This is a genomic window from Terrabacter tumescens, from assembly GCF_014646815.1.
GTDB lineage: Bacteria > Actinomycetota > Actinomycetes > Actinomycetales > Dermatophilaceae > Terrabacter > Terrabacter tumescens.
Map to the genome: position 1 here is coordinate 16104 of NZ_BMNZ01000006.1, position 17315 is coordinate 33418.

Below are 17315 nucleotides of genomic sequence, written 5' to 3' on the forward strand. Positions count from 1 at the left end.
CTCCTTCTCTGCTTGACGCAGTGCTTGCTGCTGCTGGCCTACCGGGGACCCGGCTGCTCAGCGAAGTGCTGATGGGTGGGGGTCCCGGCTCACTTGCCGAGGAGCTTCTTGGCCTTCTTGGCGTCCGGCTTGGCGAGCTCGACGTCGTTCGCGATGGAACGCATCTTCTTGCTCGACTTGTGCTCGAGCAGGTGACGACCGCCGGCCTGCTCACGCATGACCTTGCCGGTGCCGGTGAGGCGGAAACGCTTCTTCGCACCGCTGTGCGTCTTCATCTTCGGCATGGGGGCCGATCTCCTTCGTGTTGCGTGCGTCAGTGGACGCACGTGGTGTGTCGGGCCGGGGGCGTGCACCCTCGGCTGCTCACCGACCGCCGATCACTCGGCGGCGGCGGTGGCCTGGTCGGTCTGCGGGGCCTGCGCCTCGGGCTGCCCGTCGGCCGGGGCCGGCTGGGCTTCCGTGGAGGCATCCTCGGCCGGACGCTGCTCGTGCTGCTCGTGCAGCTCGCGGGAGCGGCGCTGCTCCGCCTTGGCCTCGGCCTTCTTCTTCGTCGGGCCGATCACCATGATCATGTTGCGGCCGTCCTGCTTCGGAGCCGACTCGACGAAGCCGAGCTCGGCGATGTCCTCGGCGAGGCGCTCGAGCAGACGACGACCGAGCTCCGGTCGGCTCTGCTCGCGACCGCGGAACATGATCGTCACCTTGACCTTGTCGCCGGCCTTGAGGAACCGCTCGACGTGGCCCTTCTTGGTGCCGTAGTCGTGCGGGTCGATCTTCGGTCGGAGCTTGATCTCCTTGATGACGGTGTTGACCTGGTTCTTGCGCGCTTCCCGTGCCTTCATGGCGGCTTCGTACTTGAACTTGCCGAAGTCCATGAGCTTGGCGACCGGCGGCTTGGCCATGGGGGCCACCTCGACGAGGTCGAGGTTCGCCTCCTCGGCCAGACGCAGCGCGTCCTCGACGCGGACGATGCCGACCTGCTCGCCGTTGGGGCCAACCAAGCGCACTTCCGGGACCCGGATGCGCTCGTTGATGCGAGGCTCGCTGATGTGGTGCTCCTAAGTTCGAGAAATGGTGTGACCAGACGGGATGTTGCCTGTCCTGCTGCGACCACAACGAGAAAAGGGCTCCCCGTGTGTGCACGAGGAGCCCAAGGGTCGCGTATGCCGGACGGTCGCCGTCGCGTCACACGGCTCGGCAGGCGCACCGCAGGCGGCGGCCGGTCGAGCAGACCTTGACCCGGCGACCGTGAGGTCGACGCGGGTGGAAGCGAGCTTCTCTTGCACGTCGTCACCGGCGTCCGCCGGAGCGGGAGCATGGTGACGGCTGGTCAGTGATCGATGTTAGCAGCCGCGAGGCCGTGCACCGAATCGGTGCGGGCGGTGCGGGCGGAGCGCCCGCCCCGGCGCCGGGCGGCCCGAGAGCCGACGAGACCTGCCGCGGCGATGAGGACCCCGAGGGCGGAGACGACGACGAAGCCCCACTGCCACCCGCCGTGGTCGATGGCGAAACCCGCGACCGGTGCTCCGACGGCCGACCCGGCCGTCATGGCCGAGCCGTGCCAGCCCATCATCTCGCCGCGGAACCGCTCGGGGACCTGGCGGCTCAGCTGCTCGACCGTGGCCGTGATGGTCGGCGCGCAGAGGAAGCCGGACACGGTGATGAACACGGCGAAGCTCGGCACACCCGCGGCGAGGGCGACGGGAGCCGTCGTGGCGGCGAGGCCCGCGAGCAGCCAGAACACCGAGAACGAGCGGTGCCACGCGCCGTAGAGGAGGCCGCCGATGAGCGATCCGGCGCCCCACAGCGCCAGGACCCAGCCGATCGAGCCCGTCGCCTCGAAGGAGCGCAGGGCGGCCACGATCCCGACGTCGGTCCCGCTGAGCACCAGGGTCGAGCAGGCCGCGGCGAGGTAGACCGCGGCCACGGGAAGGGTGATGAAGCCCCGGACCGCCCGTCCGCGCGGGGCGTCGTCGGACACCGCGGCGCCTGCGGCGATGGCCTCGGCGCGCCCGGCCTCGCCCGGCTCGTCGGCGGCGACCCGCTCCCCCGTCGTGGCGCCGACCGTCTCGCCGGCCGTCTCGACGGCCGTGTCGCCGGCCGGGGCCCCTTCGGCCGCACCCGAGGTGAGCGGTGGGTTGACGACCCACAGGACGAAACCGGCTGCGACGGAGGTCAGCTCGCACACGAGCAGGGCCCAGCCGGTGTCCCACGACGTGGCCAGCCAGACTCCGATGGCCGGGCCCGCCATGAAGGACAGCTCGGTCGCCGACGAGTCGAGCGAGAGCGCCGTGCGTCGTTGGTCGGCGGGCACGGACCGGATGATGACCTGACGCAGGATCGAGAAGGTGGGCACGACGAAGAGGCCGGCGAGCGCCGCGAACCCGATGAGCGGCGCGTAGCCCACCCACGGCGCGATCGACCAGCACACCGCCTGCACGACGAGCGAGGGCCCGACGGTGCGGCGCAGGCCGATCCGGTCGAGCAGCCGCCCGCGCCACGGCCCCGAGACGGCGACGGCGACGGTGGACGCGGCCGTGACGAGGCCGGCCTCGCCGTAGCTGCGCCCGAGCGACGACACGACGTGGAGGGTGAGGATCACGGCGCCGGCCCACATCGGGACGCGGATGAGGAAGCCGAGCAGCAGCGCGTCACGCGTGTCGCGGTTGGCCAGCACCGGCCGGTACGCCCCCAGGTCCATGGCGTCAGCCTGTCACCCACCGCCGACGCCGCGCACCCGGGTTTGCCGACCGGACCACGGCGCCACTCCTCGCGGGCCACGGCGAAGGTGGCGCGCGGCATACGCGGAAGTCTTGTGACGGCCCCGCGACAGGAGAAGGGTGGAGGCATGGCAAAGATGCCCGGCAGATCAGACCTTCCTGCGGCCCCCAACCCCGCCTCGCCGCAGGACATCCGCAACGTCGTGCTGGTCGGACCCGGCGGGGCCGGCAAGACCGCACTCTTCGAGGCGCTCGTCGCGGCGCGCGTGCCCGGTCAGCGCACCGGCACGGGCGACCACGTCCGCACGACGACCCTCGTCGCCGCGTCCTTCACCTCGGGAGCGGTCACCCTCAACCTGCTCGACACCCCGGGCTACCCCGACTTCGTCGGGGACCTGCGGGCCGGCCTGCGGGCCGCCGACGCCGCGGTCTTCGTCGTCTCCGGCGCCGACGACATCGACCGCCCCGTCTCGCTGCTCTGGCGCGAGTGCGCGGCCGTCGGCATGCCACGCGCCGTCGTCGTGACCCACCTGGACCAGCCGCGGGCCGACTTCGCCACGACGGTCGAGACGTGCCGCCGCAGCTTCGGCGACGCCCGCGCCACGCACTGGCCGGTCATCGACGGCGGGTCGGTCACCGACGTCGTCGGCCTGCTGACCGGCGAGACCTCCGAGGAGCACGAGGACGCGCGGGCCGCGCTCATCGAGTCGGTCATCGAGGAGTCCGAGGACGCGGGGCTGCTCGACCGCTACCTCGAGGGCGAGGACCTCGACACCGAGTCGCTGCTCGCCGACCTGAGGACCGCCATCGCGCAGGGCACCTTCTTCCCCATCGTCCCCGTCTCGTCCCTGACCGGTGCAGGCGTCGAGGAGCTCCTCAGGATGGTCGAGCGGGCCTTCCCCGACCCGACCGTGCACCCGCTCCCTGCCGTGACCTCGCCCGTGGGCGGCACGGTCACCGGTGTCGCGTGCGACCCGTCGCAGCCCCTCGTCGCGGAGGTCGTGCGCACCACCACCGACCCCTACGTCGGTCGGCTGTCGCTCGTGCGCGTCTTCTCCGGCACCCTGCGCGTCGACGAGCCGGTGCACGTCTCGGGCCACCTCGGTGACTTCGTCGGGCACGAGGTCGCCGGACACCCGGCCCACGACGACGACGAGCGGGTCGGACCGCTCGCGTCGCCGTTCGTCGAGACGCACCGGCCGCGGGGCACCGCCGTCGCGGGCGACATCGCCCTCGTCTCGAAGCTGACGCGCGCCGAGACGTCCGACACGCTCTCCTCGCCGGACCGGCCGGTGGTCGTCGCGCCCTGGCTGCTGCCGGAGCCGCAGCTGCCCGTCGCGATCCGGGCCGCGACGAAGTCCGACGACGACAAGCTCGGCGGCGCCCTGCAGCGGCTCGTCGCCGAGGACGTGACCATGCGGATGGAGCACTCGACCGAGACCGACCAGGTCGTGCTCTGGACCATGGGCCAGGCCCACGTCGACGACCTCATCGCCCGGCTCGCCGACCGCTACGGCGTCACCGTGACGGCCGAGCCCTACCGCACCTCGCTGCGCGAGACGTTCGTGCGCCGGTGCTCGGTGCAGGGCCGGCACGTCAAGCAGTCGGGCGGCCACGGGCAGTACGCCGTGTGCTCGATCGAGATCGAGCCGCTCCCCCGCGGCTCCGGCTTCGAGTTCGTCGACAAGGTCGTCGGCGGCGCGGTGCCGCGCCAGTTCATCCCGTCGGTCGAGAAGGGTGCCCGCCTCCAGCTCGAGAAGGGCCTGCTGACGGGCCACCCGGTCGTGGACGTGCGGGTCACCCTGACGGACGGCAAGGCGCACTCGGTCGACTCCTCGGACGTCGCTTTCCAGACCGCGGCCGCCCTCGCCCTCAAGGAGGCGGCCAATGTCTCGACGATGGCGCTGCTCGAGCCGATCGACCGGGTCGACATCACCATCGCCGACGAGTACCTCGGCGCCGTGATGTCCGACCTCCGCGGTCGTCGCGGACAGGTGCTCGGCACGGAGCCGGCGGACGGGATGGGGCCCGAGGGCGGCTGGACGGTCGTGCACGCCGAGGTGCCGTCGGCGGAGCTGTCGCGCTACCCGATCGACCTGCGGTCGGTGTCGCACGGCACGGGCTCGTTCGTGCGCGAGCCGCTGCGCCACGACCTGCTGCCTGCCGACAAGGCCAAGGAGCTGCTCGGCAGCTGACGACCCGGGCACGCCGGAGGGGCGGGTGCCCGTGGCGCCCGCCCCCTCCGTGTGGTCCTGCTCGCCTCAGAGGCGCACGAGCATCTTGCCGACGTTCTCGCCGCGCAGGACGCCGAGGAAGGCGTCGACCGCGTGGTCGATCCCGTCGTTGAAGGTCTCGCGGGAGGTCAGCGACCCGTCGGCCATCCAGCCGGCCGCGCGCTGGGCGTACTCGCCCGCGAGGTCCCAGTGGTCGCCCACGAGGAAGCCGGTGATCGTGCCGCGCGTTTGGATGAGGCGCGCGAGGTTGCGCGGGCCGGGGGCTGCCTCGGTGTTGTTGTAGACCGAGATCGCACCGCAGATCGCGATGCGGCCGCCGAGGCGGAGCGAGCCGATCGCGGCCTCGAGGTGGTCACCGCCGACGTTGTCGAAGTAGACGTCGATGCCGTCGGGCGCCGCCTCGCGGAGCAGGTCGGACACGCGGCCGTCCTTGTAGTTGAACGCGGCGTCGAAGCCGAGGTCGTCGATCAGGTGGCGGACCTTCTCGTCGGAACCGGCGCTGCCGATCACGCGGCTCGCACCGAGCGCCTTGGCGACCTGGCCGACGACGCTGCCGACGGCGCCCGCGGCGCCCGAGACGAAGACGACGTCGCCCTCCTTGAGCCCCGCGACGCGGGTCAGGCCGGCGTATGCCGTCAGGCCCGTCATGCCGAGCACGCCGAGGTACGCCGAGGCGGGGGCCACGGCCGTGTCGACGACGCGGACGGCGGAGCCGTCCACGACGGCCTCCTCGCGCCAGCCGAAGCCGTGGAGCACGTGGTCACCGACGGCGACGCCGTCGGCCCGCGACTCGGTGACGACACCGACGGCGCCGCCGTGCATGGCCTCGCCCAGCGCATACGGCTCGGCGTAGGACTTGGCGTCGCTCATGCGACCGCGCATGTAGGGGTCGACCGACATGACCTCGTTGCGGACGCGGACCTGGCCGTCGGCGAGGTCGACGGGCGCGCTCTCGACGAGGGCGAAGTCGTCGTGGGTGGGCCAGCCGACGGGACGGCTCTTGAGCTGGACCTCACGGGGATTCGTCATCGGGTCTCCTTCTGGGACAGGGGTGCTGGGTGCTGGGTTTCGGGGTGTCGTGCAAAGGGTGGCCGCTGACGCGGCCCGGCGGCCTCAGTCGATGACGATCTCGACGGGGATGTTGCCGCGGGTCGCGTTGGAGTAGGGGCACACCTGGTGGGCGGTGTCGACGAGCTCACGGCCGAGCTGCGCGTCGATGCCCTCGGGCAGCTCGACGTGGAGCACGACACCGAGACCGAAGCCGGTGCTCGAGGACCCGGAGAGGCTGACGTCGGCGGTGACCGCGACGTCGAAGTCCTCGACCCGGCGCTTGCGGGCGACGAGCCCGAGAGCGCTGGCGAAGCACGCGGCATACCCGGCGGCGAAGAGCTGCTCCGGGTTGGTGCCCTCTCCGCTGCCGCCGAGCTCGCGCGGGGCGGCGAGCGTGACGTCGAGGCGACCGTCGGAGGTGACGGCGCGGCCCTCACGTCCCGAGGCGGTGGCCGAGGCGACGTACTGGGCGGTCTGGGTGGTGGTGCTCATCGAGGCTCCTTGCATTGCTGGCAATTAAGTTGTGCGCAATTTGATAGTACGCTTGGGCCATGAGCCCGTCCAATCCACCCGCCGCCGCCCCGAGCCCCCTCAGCCTCGAGCGGCAGATCTGCTACGCGATGCACACCACGGTGCGCGCGTTCGACGGCGTCTACCGCGAGCTGCTGGCGGAGCACGGGCTGTCGTACCCGCAGTACATCGCCCTCATGACGATCGGGGAGCACGGGCCCGTCACCGTCGGGCGGCTCGGCGAGCTCATGCGTCTCGACTCGGGCACGCTCTCTCCCCTGCTCAAGCGCATGGAGGGCGCGCGGCTCGTCGGCCGGGCTCGGGACCCGGAGGACGAGCGTCGCGTCGTGGTGTCGCTGACCGCCGGCGGGAGGGAACGGCTCGACTCGCTCGGGGACGTGCCGCACCGCGTCGCCGAGCGCAGCGGCCTGTCCAGGCAGCAGCTCGTCGACCTGCACCGCACGCTTCGCCAGATCACCGAGAGCCTCGACTCCCCGGCCTGAGGTCAGAGGACCGGAGGCGTCACTCCACCCCTTGTGGGTCTGCGCCGAGATCCCTCGCGGACGTGGGTGGTCCGTCCCGGCCACGTTGCACCGGTCCGCAGACGTCCTGCGCGTCTAGTCGATCGGGTTGATGTGGACGATGACGACGTGCTTGCCCGCCGCTCCGTCGTAGCGCAGGTCGTAGTTGACGGAGACGCCGGTGGAGGTGCCCGACGTGATCGAGAAGCTGCTACGCGTCTGGGGGTTGGTCTCGACGGAGGCGATCCAGTCCTCCGCGGACCTGCCGTCGATGCCGTATCGCCTGACGCCGTCGCGGATCACGGTCGAGAGCTCCTTCAGTGACGGTGCCGTCAGGAAGTAGGTGATCTCTCGGAAGTCCGTCCGGCTGGCAGAGGTGTCGAAGCGGACGTAGTCGGTGTCGTCACTCACCTCCCCCGTCGGCGCCGCGATGACGAGGTGCAGCTTGCCGGTGCGCCGGGTGTCGATGTCGGGGCCGAACTCGCGGGCGGCGTCGAGGCCGACGGACGCCTTCTCCAGCCGCCCCGAGCGCATGTCGAGCCGCAGCGTGCGGCTGGCCTTGACCTGCGCCACACCGGCCTCGTCGAGCGAGGAGTACGCGCCCGCCGCCAGGGAGCGGGGTGCCGCCTCCTGTCGTCCGGACTGCCAGGTGCAGGCGCTGAGGAGCAGGGCGCAGGCGAGCGCCGCCGTGGCGGCGCGGCAAGGCACATCGAGCCTCTGCCGGCGTCGGCCGCCCCCCAAGGAGGCGGAAGCTCTCACGACGGCCATGGGGGGCTCCTGTCGGTCGGTGGGAACGGAGGGACGCGGCCAGGCGGCACATCCTGCGGGCTCGGGCCGCGCCGGGGCCCGCTGGTCAGGGCAAGGGGAAGTGGGCGACGAACCAGAGGCTCACAGCCGAGAAGACGATGAAGAACGGCACCAGACAACCGAGGGTGGCGCGCTCCTGTGACGAGACGACGAAGGACTCGGCGGGGTTCCGTGGGTCGTAGGCCACCTGGAGCAGCTCCCCCGGCGCCCGCTCCTGCACGTCCGAGACCTGCGACTCACCGGTGAAGGGGATGCCGGCCGAGTCGGTGAACTGGTACGTCGGCCAGTAGCGGCGCCTCCGGGTCGTGTTCCCGACACCGCTGGTCCACCCGGCCCGCGCACCGGTGACCACTGCGTCCACTCGGGGCCAGTCAGCCGTCCGCTGTTCGTGCCGCCGGTGCCCGCGGACGACGTCAGTGAGCGAGAACGCGGCGCCGAGCACGAAAAGTGCCCACACGGCATACAACACGGCTCTCACGTGGCTCCCCCTGGTTCGAGCGAGCATCATGTCAGGACAGGTCCTGGTTCCTCCCCCGGGGGCCTCCCGGGGGGGAGTCGAGTCAGGAGGGCAGCACGATCGAGACGGCGTGGATGAGCATGCCGATGAGGCCGCCGACCAGCGTGCCGTTGATCCGGATGAACTGCAGGTCGCGCCCCACCTGCAGCTCCACGCGCTCCGCGGTCTCCTTGCCGTCCCAACGGTCGACGGTGTCGCTGATGATGCGGGTGAGCTCGGTGCCGTAGCGGTCGACCGCGTAGATCGTCGCGTCACAGATGCGGGCGTCGATGCGCTCGCGCAGGGGCTCGTCGGCGAGCAGCCGCTCGGCGAGCGCCGTCACCTCGCGGACGGCGCGGGTGCGGACCGGACCGCCCTCGTCCTCGAGGGCCGCGATGACGACCGCGCGGAACGAGGCCCAGAGCGACATCGCCGTGTCGGCGACCTGGGGGTGGGAGAGGACTCGCTCCTTGAGTCGCTCGGCCTTGGCCTGGGTGACGGGGTCGTGCTGGAGGTCGTCGGCGAGGTCGATGAGCAGCTTGTCCAAAGCCAGGCGCACGTCGTGACGGGGGTCGTTGCGGATGTCGGCGAGCCACTTGAGCGCCTCGACGTGGATCTTGCGCGCGACGAGGTCGTTGATGGCGTCGGGGACCCAGGCGGGCGCCCGCTGCGTGATGAGCGACTCGAAGAGGTCCTCGTTGTCGACGAGCCAGACCCGGAACTCGTCGAGCGCGAGGTCGACGAGCCCGACGTGGGCCTCGTCGCGGACCACCTGGTCGAGCAGCCCGCCGGCGAGCGAGCTGATCGGCTCCTGCGCCAGGCGCGGGAGGACGGCCTGCTCGATGACGGCGCGGACGTCCTCGTCCGGGATGCGGTGCAGCGCGTGCACGGTGACCGTGGCCACCTCGTCGACGAGACGCTTGGCGTGACCCGGCGCGAGCGCCCACTCGGCGGCGCGCCGCGTCGGCTCGGCGTCGAGCACCCGCTCGCGGATGATGTCCTCGCGCATGAAGTTCTCGCTGACGAACTCCTCGAGGCTGCGCCCGATCATCTCCTTCTTGCGCGGGATGAGGGCGGTGTGCGGGATCGGCAGACCGAGCGGGTGCCTGAAGATCGCGGTGACGGCGAACCAGTCGGCGCAGGCACCGACCATCGAGGCCTCGGCGCCGGCGTTGACGAAGCCGAGCAGGCCCTCGTCGTGCCCGCGTGTCACCACGTAGACCACTGCGGCCAGGACGAGCAGGCCGGTGGCCACGAGGCGCATCTGCCGCAGGTCACGCCGACGCTGGGCGTCGAGGGCCGGGTCGACGATGAAACCGAGCGGGCCGGAGCCGGCGGTACCGCCGGTACCGCCGGGGCCGCTCGTGCCACGCGCGCCGCCGGAACCGCTGCGATGCCCGGACCCGCTCGGAGCCGCTGCCGGCGCGGCGCCGAGGGCGCCGGCCGCCGTCGGGTCGTCCCCGAGATCGGGCTCCCGGGTCGCCTGGGGTGTGGTGTCCACGTCCGGCACCTCCGCTGGTGGTGTGCTCAGCGCGCCGCTTCGAGCGCGAAGGTCAGAGCATCGATCCTCGCACGGGTCTCGCCGTCGGTTGCGATGCGCTCGCCGATCCGGGTGGCGACGGCTCCGACGTGGGCGGCGTCGAGGCCGGGCTCTAGCGCCAGCACGACGCGCAGCACCCCGGCCCCGGCGGGCTCCCCCGCCTCGACGCGATGGCCCGTCACCTCGGGCTCCGACTCGACCGCCGCGGCCACGGCCGCCCGTACGTGCGGGTCCCGGTGGCTGGGCTCCCAGGCCCGCTCCTGGGCAAGCGCCCAGAGCATGCTCGGCCGGAGCACCGTGGCGTGCGAGGACGCGACGTCCACGACGAGGACCTGGCACTCCTCGCTGATCGCCGCCTGCGCCGCGGCCGCGGCGCGCACCGGCACCGGCCGCGAGCTCGCGTCCCAGGCAGCGAGGCTCTCGAGCGAGGTGAACATCGGCAGCGCGCGGGAGCCGTCCGGCGACGTCAGGGTCACGGCGGCCATGTCGCTGCGGGTGTCCACGGCGTGAGCGCCGGAGTCGTCCACCTCGGCGGCGACGGCGACGACCGGGACGAGCCAGCGTGCCTGCGCGACCTGCCGCAGCAGCGCGACCTCCGTGTCGTCGGTGGGTGAGTCGTGCGCGGCGGCCACAGCCTCGAGCAGCGCGGCGTCGGCGAGTCCGGTGTCCCCCGAGAAGCCGTGCGACGGGATCGACTTGCCCTCCCACGCCTGGCCGGCGGAGTCGGCGGGCCGGCCCTCGGCGTCGTGGTGACCCGCGGCCGGTGTCGGTGCGGTCATGAGCCGGGTCGTCCGGCGACGTCGAGCGCCTCGGGGAGCGTGAACGCGCCACGGTAGAGCGCCGAGCCGACGATGGCGCCCTCGACCCCGTCGCCGACGAGCGTGCGGATGGTGGCGATGTCGTCGAGCGTCGAGACGCCGCCGCTCGCCACGACGGGCCGGTCGGTGCGCGCACAGACCTCACGGAGCAGCTCGACGTTGGCGCCCTGCAGCATGCCGTCCTTGTTGACGTCGGTGACGACGTAGCGCGCGCAGCCCTCGGCGTCGAGCCGGGCCAGCGTCTCCCACAGGTCGCCGCCCTCGCGGGTCCAGCCCCGGGCCGCGAGCGTCGTGCCGCGGACGTCGAGGCCGATGGCGACGCGGTCGCCGTGCGCCGCGATGATCGACGCGGTCCACTCGGGGTCCTCGAGGGCGGCCGTGCCGATGTTGACGCGGCGACAGCCCGTGGCAAGGGCCGCGTCGAGGGACTCGGTGTCGCGGATGCCGCCGGAGAGCTCGACCTGGAGGTCGAGCCGGCCGACGATCGAGGCGATGAGGTCGCGATTGCTCCCGCGCCCGAAGGCGGCGTCGAGGTCGACGAGGTGGATCCACTCGGCGCCCTGCTCCTGCCACCGCAGCGCGGCCTCCCACGGGTCCCCGAACTCTCCGCCGCTGCCGGCGACGCCCTGCACCAGCTGGACGGCGCGACCACCCGCGATGTCGACAGCGGGCAGCAGCTCGAGACGTGGCTGGTCGGTCATGGCGTAGGGGCTCCTCGGGTCGTGACGTGGCCACCCGAGTATGCCGCGCGCCTCCTCCCCGAGGTCCCCCGGGCCCACGAGGTGGTCGGCCCGGTGGCGGAGGCACCGGATGCCTCGGCCACGACCGGGCTCAGGTCTCGGCGGGCGGCGCGGGCGGCGCGGGCGGCGCGGATGTCTCGGTGGTCTCGGCCGCGGGCGGCGTCCCGGTCGCGTCCGCGCCGCTGCCAGCACCCGCCCCCGCGGCGATCTCGGCCCGGTGCCGCCACAGGACGTAGGCCAGGCCCACGACCAAGACGACGGCGATGAGCGCGAGGCGCACAGGCCAGGACAGGTCGAGCAGGGTCGTCACGACGAGAGTGCCCAGGGCCGTGCCGACGGTGGTCGGCAGCCCCGGTCGGCTGGTCCGTCGACGCGGGTAGAGCGAGCCGGACGACGTGCGTCGCCGAGTGCCGGCCGTCGTCGCGCGCCTCGTGGTGCTGCGGGCACGTGCGCTCGTGCTCTTCGTACTCCGGCTGGTCGCCGACTTCCTCTTCGCCACGGGCCCTCCTCGTCGGGGCCGAGGGCCACCGTCAGACGGTGCCGCTCGGCGCGGTCACAGGCTACGGACCCAGTTCTCCAACAGGTGGAGACCGGCGTCACCGGACTTCTCGGGGTGGAACTGGGTCGCCGCCAGGGGCCCATTCTCGACCGCGGCGACGAACTTCGCACCGTGACTCGCCCACGTGACCCGCGGTGCGACCCGCACGAACGCGCCGGTGGCCTCGAGCGTCCAGTGCTGCACGGCATACGAGTGGACGAAGTAGAAGCGCTCGTGCTCGACGCCCGCGAACAGGCTCGACCCCTCGGCGACCTCGACCTCGGACCATCCCATGTGCGGGACGACGTCGGCTGGGAGGCGCTCGACGGTGCCCGGCCACTCGCCGAGTCCCTCGAACGGGTGCTCGGACGGCTCGGTCGAGCCGTCGAAGAGCACCTGCATGCCGACGCAGACACCGAGGACGGCCCGGCCGCCGCTGATGCGGCGGCCGATGATGCGCGGTCCGTGGGCGGCGGCCAGCCCGGCCATGCAGGCGTGGAAGTTGCCGACACCGGGCACGAAGAGCCCGTCGCACTCCAGGGCTCGGTGCGGGTCCGAGGTCAGGGTGACCGCGGCGCCGACGCGCTCGAGGGCGCGCACGGCCGAGCGGACGTTGCCGCTGCCGTAGTCGAGGACGACGACGTCGGCACTCATCGACGGGCCACCATCGTCAGAGCGCTCCCTTGGCGCTGGGGATGCCGACGACGCGCGGGTCCGGTGCGACGGCGGCGCGCAGGGCTCGCGCGACGGCCTTGAACTGGGCCTCGACGATGTGGTGCGGGTCGCGCCCGGCGAGCACGCGCACGTGCAGGCAGAGCCCGGCGTTGTAGGCGAAGGACTCGAGCACGTGGCGGGTCATCGAGCCGGTGAAGTGCCCGCCGATGAGGGCGTACTGCTGGCCCTCCGGCTCGCCCTCGTGCACGACGTACGGGCGACCGGCCACGTCGACGACGGCGTGGCACAGGGCCTCGTCGAGCGGCACCGTCGCGTCGCCGAAGCGGGAGATCCCGGACTTGTCGCCGAGCGCCTCGCGCAGGGCTTGGCCGAGGACGATGGCGGTGTCCTCGACCGTGTGGTGCACGTCGACGTCGACGTCACCGGTCGCCTTGACGGTGAGGTCGATGAGCGAGTGCTTGCTCAGCGAGTGGAGCATGTGGTCGTAGAACGGCACCCCCGTGGAGATGTCGGACGTGCCGGTGCCGTCGAGGTCGAGCGTCAGCTCGACGGACGACTCGGACGTCGCGCGGGTGATCGTCGCGGTGCGGCTCATGCGGGGGGCTCCTGCCGGTCGGCGCTGTCGGAGGACACGTGGGTCGGGGCGAGACGGGCCATGGCCTCGAGGAAGGCGGTCGTCTCGTCGGGGTCGCCCGCGGTGACGCGCAGGTGGTGCGCGATCCCCATGTCACGCACCAGCACGCCCTCGTCGAGGAGGGCCTGCCACGTGGCCTTCTCGTCACGGAGGCCACCGAAGAGGACGAAGTTGCTGTCACTCGCGACAGGGCGCGCCCCGAGCTGGGCCAGGCGGTCGACGATGCGGTCGCGCTGGTGCTTGATCACCTCGACGGTGCCGAGCATGACGTCGGCGTGCTCGAGCGCGATGCGCGCGATCGTCTGCGTCGGGCTGCTCAGGTGGTAGGGCAGTCGCACGAGGCGCAGCGCGTCGACGAGCTCCGGGGCCGCGACGAGGTAGCCGAGGCGACCACCGGCGAAGGCGAAGGCCTTGCTCATGGTGCGCGTCACGACGAGCCGCGGGTGGTCGGCCAGCAGCGTGAGCGCGGATCGCGTTCCTGGGCGGGCGAACTCGGCGTAGGCCTCGTCGACGACGACGATCGCGTTCGGCGCCGCGTCGAGCACCGCGCCGATGACGTCGAACGGCAGCGCCGTGCCGGTCGGGTTGTTGGGCGAGCACAGGAACACGATCGACGGGTCGTGCTCGCGCGCCTGCGCTGCCGCGGACTCCGGCGTCAGGTCGAAGGCGTCGGGCTCGGTTGCGGCGGAACGGAGTCCGTCGACCCAGGTCGTGCCGAGGGTCTCGGTGATGATCGGGTGCATCGAGTAGCTCGGGGTGAACCCGAGGGCGACGCGGCCGTGCCCACCGAAGGCCTGGACGACGTGCGAGAGCACCTCGTTGGAGCCGTTGCCCGCCCACACCTGCTCAGGCGTGACCGTCACCCCGGACTGCTTCTCGATGTATGCCGTCAGTGCCTTGCGCAGGTCGGTGAACTCGCGGTCGGGGTAGCGGTTGAGCGAGGCCACGTCGTCGGCGAGCGCCGCGACGACGGCGTCGACGACGACCTGCGGCACCGGGTAGGAGTTCTCGTTGGTGTTGAGTCGCACCGGGACGTCGAGCTGCGGCGCGCCGTAGGGCGTGCGCCCGCGCAGGTCGGGGCGGAGCAGGCGCTGCACCTCCCGTGCGGCGACGGTGTCGTCCGTCACCGTGGCACCTCGTCGCCGAATCGTGCCGTCACGGCCTCACCGTGGGCCGGGAGGTCCTCGGACTGGGCGAGGGTCACGACGTGGCGAGCGACCTCGCGCAGGGCCGGCTCGTCGTAGTCGACGACGTGGATCCCGCGGAGGAACGACTGCACCGACAGGCCGCTGCTGTGGCAGGCGCACCCGGCGGTCGGCAGCACGTGGTTGGAGCCGGCCGCGTAGTCGCCGAGGCTGACCGGGCTGTGCGGCCCGACGAAGACGGCACCGGCGTTGCGCACCCGGGCAGCCACGTCGGCGGCGTCGCGGGTCTGGATCTCGAGGTGCTCGGCGGCGTACGCGTTGACGACGTCGAGGCCCGCGTCGAGGTCGTCGACGAGGACGATGCGCGACTGCGTGCCCTCGAGCGCCTCGGTGACCCGCTCCGCGTGCTTCGTCGCCGGGACGCGCCGTGCCAGGGCACGCAGGGTCCCCTCGGCCAGCTCCTCGCTGTCGGTGACGAGCACCGAGGCCGCGAGCGGGTCGTGCTCGGCCTGGCTGACGAGGTCGGCCGCGACGTGGTCGGGGTCGGCCGAGTCGTCGGCGAGGATCGCGATCTCGGTCGGGCCGGCCTCGGCGTCGATGCCGATGAGGCCCTTGAGGAGGCGCTTGGCGGCCACGACCCAGATGTTGCCGGGACCCGTGACGAGCGACACCGGGTCGCACACGACGGGCTCGCCGTCGACCTCACCGAACTGCGGGTCGTCGTCGACGAAGCCGTGGGCGAACATCGCGACCGCCTGGGCGCCGCCGACGGCATACACCTCGTCCACGCCGAGCAGGGCGCACGCGGCGAGGATCGTCGGGTTGGGGTAGCCCGCGAACTCGCCGACGTTCTCGCGCTGGGGCGGGGACGCCACGGCGAGCGAGCCGACCTCGGCGAGCTGCGCCGGGACGACGTTCATGATGACGCTGCTGGGGTAGACGGCCAGACCGCCCGGCACGTAGAGACCGACGCGGTCGACCGGAACCCAGCGCTCGGTCACGGTGCCACCGGGCACCACCTGGGTGGTCGTGTCGGTGCGGCGCTGGTCCGCGTGGACGATGCGGGCGCGACGGATCGACTCCTCGAGGGCGGCGCGCAGGTCGGGGTCGAGGCGGTCGAGGGCGGAGCGCAGCACGGCCCGCGGCACGCGCAGGTGCGTCGGACGCACGCCGTCGAAGCGCTCACCGAGCTCGCGCAGCGCCGCAGCGCCGCGATGCTCGACGTCCTCGCAGATCGGTCGCACCTGCTCGAGGGCGGCCGTGACGTCGAACTCGGCTCGGGGCAGCGCCTGCCGCAGGAAGCGCACGTCGAGCGTGCGTCCGCGCAGGTCGAGAGAGGACATCATGGGTCACCAGTCTAGAAGGCGCCGCCCGGGGCTCCGACCACTGTCCAGTGTGCGGAGCGTGCCGGACCGCCGCCGTGGCGTCGGGGGCGGGACCGACCCCGCCTGCCGAATCTTGGATCGGCCCTGACGAAGGGCAGACCAACGACAGACCCGGGGTTCACGGGTGATCCGCCACGCTCGTGAGGCCGTCCTCCGAACCGGTCGACCGGCACCCGAATCCCACCTGACTCCCCCGCCCGACAGGAGAACCCGTGCCCGTCGTCATCCCCCGGCGTCGCATCGCAGCCGTCGTCACCGGCCTCGCCGTCGCCCTCGTCCCGCCCAGCCTCGCGCTCACCAGCGCCGCCGGGGCGCCGGCCGCGGGCGCGCTGCCGGTCCCGCACGCGGCGGCGGCCCCCGCGCTGGTCGCCGCCCCGCTCACCGTCTCGCAGGCCGTCGCCTCGCAGACCGGCCAGAGCGCCACCGTGCGCGGCTACGTCGTCGGCCAGCCGACGGCCACGAGCACCGTCGTCCGGTCGAGCTTCCCCAACGACTACGCCCTCGCCATCGCCGACTCGGCCGCCGAGACGTCCACGAGCAGGATGCTCTACGTCCAGATCCCGTCGGCGTTCCGGTCCGCGTGGGGCCTGAAGAGCAACCCCTCCCTCATGGGCCGGCAGATCGACGTCACCGGCGCCCTGTCGGCCTACTTCTCCCACCCGGGCATGACGTCGACGACCGCCTTCGCCTTCAGCGGCACCTCGACCACGACCACGAGCCCCACGAGCACCACCACGAGCCCGACGACGAGCCCGACCGGCACCACGAGCCCGTACGACTCCACCTACTACGCGTCGGCGATCGGCAAGACCGGCACGGCGCTGCACACCGAGCTGCACCGGATCATCTCGAGCGGCGTCACGACCCTGACCTACGACCAGGTCTGGACGGCCCTCAAGGACACCGACCAGGACCCGGCCAACAGCAACAACGTCATCGAGATCTACTCGGGCCGGTCCATCGCCAAGTCCGACAACGGCGGCGGCGTCGACCAGTGGAACCGTGAGCACGTCTGGGCCAAGAGCCACGGCGACTTCGGCACCGTCAACGGCCCCGGCACGGACGTCCACCACCTGCGGCCCGAGGACGTCACGGTCAACAGCACCCGCGGCAACCTCGACTTCGACCTGGGCGGCTCACCCGTCGCCCAGTGCACCGGCTGCCTGAGCGACGGCGACTCGTTCGAGCCGCGCAACGCCGTCAAGGGCGACGTCGCCCGGATGATCCTCTACATGGCGGTCCGCTGGGACGGCGGCGACGGCTTCGCCGACCTCGAGCCGAACAACCTCGTCGGCAACGGCACGGCCCCCTACATCGGCCGGCTGTCGGTGCTCAAGCAGTGGAACCTGCAGGACCCGCCGGACGCCTTCGAGAAGCGCCGGAACCAGGTCATCTTCGACACCTGGCAGCACAACCGGAACCCGTTCGTCGACCACCCGGAGTGGGTCACGGCGATCTACGGCTCCTGAGCCTCGCCGGCCTCCCGCCGACCCCCGCCCCCT

The 17315-nt window shown here is 72.4% G+C and carries 18 protein-coding genes; 3 read left to right on the top strand and 15 right to left on the bottom strand.

Going from position 1 to position 17315, the window contains the following annotated elements:
• Positions 1–89: 89 nt before the first annotated feature.
• From rpmI to IEY30_RS15430, 3 genes are all read right to left on the bottom strand, one after another.
• Entirely contained in the window at positions 90–284 is a 195-nt protein-coding gene (rpmI, locus tag IEY30_RS15420; protein WP_020144695.1) for a 50S ribosomal protein L35, read from the bottom strand.
• A gap of 93 nt (positions 285–377) precedes the next feature.
• The gene (gene infC, locus IEY30_RS15425; RefSeq protein ID WP_229675030.1) at positions 378–1001 is read right to left on the bottom strand and encodes a translation initiation factor IF-3; all 624 of its coding nucleotides are present in this window, start codon (positions 999–1001) and stop codon (positions 378–380) included.
• Between the two features lie 329 nt (positions 1002–1330).
• The gene (locus tag IEY30_RS15430; RefSeq protein ID WP_030199940.1) at positions 1331–2701 is read right to left on the bottom strand and encodes an MFS transporter; all 1371 of its coding nucleotides are present in this window, start codon (positions 2699–2701) and stop codon (positions 1331–1333) included.
• 147 nt (positions 2702–2848) lie between these two features.
• Between IEY30_RS15430 and IEY30_RS15435 the strand changes: the two genes are divergently transcribed.
• On the top strand, positions 2849–4915 hold the full coding sequence (locus IEY30_RS15435) for an elongation factor G-like protein EF-G2 (protein ID WP_043416975.1): 2067 nt from the start codon (positions 2849–2851) through the stop codon (positions 4913–4915).
• 66 nt (positions 4916–4981) lie between these two features.
• Here the strand turns inward: IEY30_RS15435 and IEY30_RS15440 are convergent, their stop codons facing one another.
• Both IEY30_RS15440 and IEY30_RS15445 read right to left on the bottom strand, forming a co-directional pair.
• Positions 4982–5983 carry an NADP-dependent oxidoreductase gene (locus IEY30_RS15440; RefSeq protein ID WP_030199944.1) on the bottom strand — a complete coding sequence of 334 codons (1002 nt, stop codon included), beginning with the start codon at positions 5981–5983 and terminating at the stop codon, positions 4982–4984.
• A gap of 84 nt (positions 5984–6067) precedes the next feature.
• Complete coding sequence (locus IEY30_RS15445; RefSeq protein WP_030199947.1) at positions 6068–6496, bottom strand: organic hydroperoxide resistance protein; 429 nt, start codon at positions 6494–6496, stop codon at positions 6068–6070.
• 59 nt (positions 6497–6555) lie between these two features.
• Here IEY30_RS15445 and IEY30_RS15450 point away from each other — a divergent pair, with 59 nt between their 5' ends.
• Positions 6556–7017 carry a MarR family winged helix-turn-helix transcriptional regulator gene (locus tag IEY30_RS15450; protein WP_030199949.1) on the top strand — a complete coding sequence of 154 codons (462 nt, stop codon included), beginning with the start codon at positions 6556–6558 and terminating at the stop codon, positions 7015–7017.
• A 114-nt stretch (positions 7018–7131) separates the two neighbouring features.
• On the opposite strand, the gene IEY30_RS15455 is transcribed toward IEY30_RS15450, so the two are convergent.
• The 10 genes from IEY30_RS15455 to hisD form a co-directional block, all read right to left on the bottom strand.
• Complete coding sequence (locus IEY30_RS15455; protein ID WP_052358641.1) at positions 7132–7743, bottom strand: hypothetical protein; 612 nt, start codon at positions 7741–7743, stop codon at positions 7132–7134.
• A 145-nt stretch (positions 7744–7888) separates the two neighbouring features.
• Positions 7889–8320, bottom strand: a complete 432-nt coding sequence (locus IEY30_RS15460; RefSeq protein ID WP_030199953.1) for a DUF3592 domain-containing protein — start codon at positions 8318–8320, stop codon at positions 7889–7891.
• A gap of 82 nt (positions 8321–8402) precedes the next feature.
• Positions 8403–9839 carry a DUF445 domain-containing protein gene (locus tag IEY30_RS15465; protein WP_030199954.1) on the bottom strand — a complete coding sequence of 479 codons (1437 nt, stop codon included), beginning with the start codon at positions 9837–9839 and terminating at the stop codon, positions 8403–8405.
• A gap of 26 nt (positions 9840–9865) precedes the next feature.
• Positions 9866–10657, bottom strand: coding sequence for an SseB family protein (locus IEY30_RS15470; protein WP_030199955.1), 792 nt, complete (start codon positions 10655–10657; stop codon positions 9866–9868).
• Complete coding sequence (gene priA / locus IEY30_RS15475; protein ID WP_030199956.1) at positions 10654–11397, bottom strand: bifunctional 1-(5-phosphoribosyl)-5-((5-phosphoribosylamino)methylideneamino)imidazole-4-carboxamide isomerase/phosphoribosylanthranilate isomerase PriA; 744 nt, start codon at positions 11395–11397, stop codon at positions 10654–10656. Before priA ends, IEY30_RS15470 begins: the two co-directional genes overlap by 4 nt.
• A gap of 130 nt (positions 11398–11527) precedes the next feature.
• Entirely contained in the window at positions 11528–11935 is a 408-nt protein-coding gene (locus IEY30_RS15480) for a hypothetical protein (protein WP_030199957.1), read from the bottom strand.
• Positions 11936–11989: 54 nt separating this feature from the next.
• Positions 11990–12628, bottom strand: a complete 639-nt coding sequence (hisH, locus tag IEY30_RS15485) for an imidazole glycerol phosphate synthase subunit HisH (RefSeq protein ID WP_030199959.1) — start codon at positions 12626–12628, stop codon at positions 11990–11992.
• A 16-nt stretch (positions 12629–12644) separates the two neighbouring features.
• Positions 12645–13244, bottom strand: a complete 600-nt coding sequence (gene hisB, locus IEY30_RS15490; RefSeq protein ID WP_030199961.1) for an imidazoleglycerol-phosphate dehydratase HisB — start codon at positions 13242–13244, stop codon at positions 12645–12647.
• Positions 13241–14410: a histidinol-phosphate transaminase gene (locus IEY30_RS15495; protein ID WP_030199964.1), complete on the bottom strand. Its 1170-nt coding sequence runs from the start codon at positions 14408–14410 to the stop codon at positions 13241–13243. Before IEY30_RS15495 ends, hisB begins: the two co-directional genes overlap by 4 nt.
• Positions 14407–15774, bottom strand: coding sequence for a histidinol dehydrogenase (gene hisD / locus IEY30_RS15500; RefSeq protein WP_030199966.1), 1368 nt, complete (start codon positions 15772–15774; stop codon positions 14407–14409). The genes IEY30_RS15495 and hisD overlap by 4 nt, the downstream gene beginning before the upstream one ends.
• A 251-nt stretch (positions 15775–16025) precedes the next feature.
• Here hisD and IEY30_RS15505 point away from each other — a divergent pair, with 251 nt between their 5' ends.
• A complete protein-coding gene (locus IEY30_RS15505) occupies positions 16026–17282 on the top strand; it encodes an endonuclease (protein ID WP_030199969.1) in 1257 nt (418 codons plus the stop codon).
• Positions 17283–17315 lie beyond the last annotated feature (33 nt).

What these genes read in the sequence shown, in the direction of transcription:
- rpmI (WP_020144695.1), bottom strand. Translation starts at nt 284, where the DNA reads ATGCCGAAGATGAAGACGCACAGCGGTGCGAAGAAGCGTTTCCGCCTC.
- IEY30_RS15430 (WP_030199940.1), bottom strand. Translation starts at nt 2,701, where the DNA reads ATGGACCTGGGGGCGTACCGGCCGGTGCTGGCCAACCGCGACACGCGT.
- IEY30_RS15435 (WP_043416975.1), top strand. Translation starts at nt 2,849, where the DNA reads ATGGCAAAGATGCCCGGCAGATCAGACCTTCCTGCGGCCCCCAACCCC.
- IEY30_RS15440 (WP_030199944.1), bottom strand. Translation starts at nt 5,983, where the DNA reads ATGACGAATCCCCGTGAGGTCCAGCTCAAGAGCCGTCCCGTCGGCTGG.
- IEY30_RS15445 (WP_030199947.1), bottom strand. Translation starts at nt 6,496, where the DNA reads ATGAGCACCACCACCCAGACCGCCCAGTACGTCGCCTCGGCCACCGCC.
- IEY30_RS15450 (WP_030199949.1), top strand. Translation starts at nt 6,556, where the DNA reads ATGAGCCCGTCCAATCCACCCGCCGCCGCCCCGAGCCCCCTCAGCCTC.
- IEY30_RS15470 (WP_030199955.1), bottom strand. Translation starts at nt 10,657, where the DNA reads ATGACCGCACCGACACCGGCCGCGGGTCACCACGACGCCGAGGGCCGG.
- priA (WP_030199956.1), bottom strand. Translation starts at nt 11,397, where the DNA reads ATGACCGACCAGCCACGTCTCGAGCTGCTGCCCGCTGTCGACATCGCG.
- hisH (WP_030199959.1), bottom strand. Translation starts at nt 12,628, where the DNA reads ATGAGTGCCGACGTCGTCGTCCTCGACTACGGCAGCGGCAACGTCCGC.
- hisB (WP_030199961.1), bottom strand. Translation starts at nt 13,244, where the DNA reads ATGAGCCGCACCGCGACGATCACCCGCGCGACGTCCGAGTCGTCCGTC.
- hisD (WP_030199966.1), bottom strand. Translation starts at nt 15,774, where the DNA reads ATGATGTCCTCTCTCGACCTGCGCGGACGCACGCTCGACGTGCGCTTC.